Origin of the sequence: Pallidibacillus pasinlerensis, from assembly GCF_009996845.1 — a bacterium.
Lineage (GTDB): Bacteria > Bacillota > Bacilli > Bacillales > Caldibacillaceae > Pallidibacillus > Pallidibacillus pasinlerensis.
In genome coordinates this window covers 1-1,293 of sequence record NZ_JAACYS010000145.1, presented here as the reverse complement: position 1 = coordinate 1,293, position 1,293 = coordinate 1, and the positions used below count along the sequence as shown (strand labels likewise).

Annotated in this window: 1 protein-coding gene; it reads right to left on the bottom strand. The window is 37.9% G+C overall.

Annotated features, from left to right (window positions below):
• Positions 1 to 3: 3 nt before the first annotated feature.
• Positions 4 to 1,293 (bottom strand): transposase family protein (locus GW534_RS15870; RefSeq protein ID WP_246204224.1); only part of this gene is annotated, 1,290 nt, incomplete at its 5' end.

Sequence of the window (1,293 nt, the reverse complement as noted above, 5' to 3'; positions counted from 1 at the left end):
TCGCTAGGTAAACCTAATTTGCATAGGTTTTCCCAGTTGTGCGATATCCTCGTCTGTTAGTGTTTGCCCGCGAAAGGCTTCTAACAATCGCGAGGATATTTCTTTTATCGTTTTCTTCATGCTTCTCAATATTTTTGACCCATGCTCATGTAACACCATGATAATCTCTGTAATTTGGGTTAATAGGTAGTGATTTTTCATGGCATTGTAATCTTGGCTGCTTGCGTGTTCAATGTGGTAGCGCAGGTTTTTTTGTCTGTTAAACCCCTCATTCTCTATTCTCCAGCGGCTTCTGCCAGCGTTCATCAGTTTCTTTGCATTGTTTTTTGTGATTTTTATATCTGTGATAAAGGTAAATTTTTGTTTTCTTTTTTCATCTTCTAATTCGCATTCGAAAACATTCACCCCAAAGCCTCTGTAATCAATATCGTTCACCCAGGTGATTTCCCCTCGCTGTTCGCTTTCACGTATCTTTACCACATTGGCTTTCTTGCCTTCCTCCTCTTCCATATTTTTTAACGCTTGAAACTCATCGGTGATGCTTTTAATACGATCTTCCTTAAAACGGAATAAGTAGTTCCAATTATTCGCCTTGCATTGTTTCAATACATTTTCGCAGGCATAAAGACTATCGGCAATCAGACAGATAGGCAGTTTTTTAAAGGTGTCTTTCAGTCTAGCAGTCAGTCGATAAAAAGCATTCAACTCACAATCTTGCTTTTCCACGTCCTCTGATTCATTTTCAATAAACTCGGAGGCCACACTCAGCACCATATTTCCCACAATTAATTTGGCTTCCAAGACATGATGCATGTAGATGGTCTTTATTTTTTCTTCACCCGTTTCCTTGTCTGTGTATTTGTACACTCGTCTCAGGCAGTGTTCACAATGTTTTTTGTCAAAAGTAAAAATACCGGTCCCATCTATGGCAATACCCCAGTATTCCCCATTGATACGATAGGATTCAAAACACCTCTTTTTGAATAATTTCTTGATCATATCGATTCGGATCCTTTCAAGTTCTGCCGGGTTCAATCGTGACAAAAAATCATTGATTGTGTCATAATGGGGCAGTTCTTCCAAATCTTCATTCCCCAACAATTTCCCCAAATTTTTAATGCACTCTTCCTTATTAAATTCGTTTGTCATTTCGCGCATACTCTTTAAGTTGCATGCATTTTTCAAAATAACCATCATCAAAAGGACTTCCGTGTCATAGGTGATATAGCTTTGGTGCCTTGGATCATCAACATCTTTAAGTAATTTGTTCAAATTTTTAAAAAAGTGATTTTG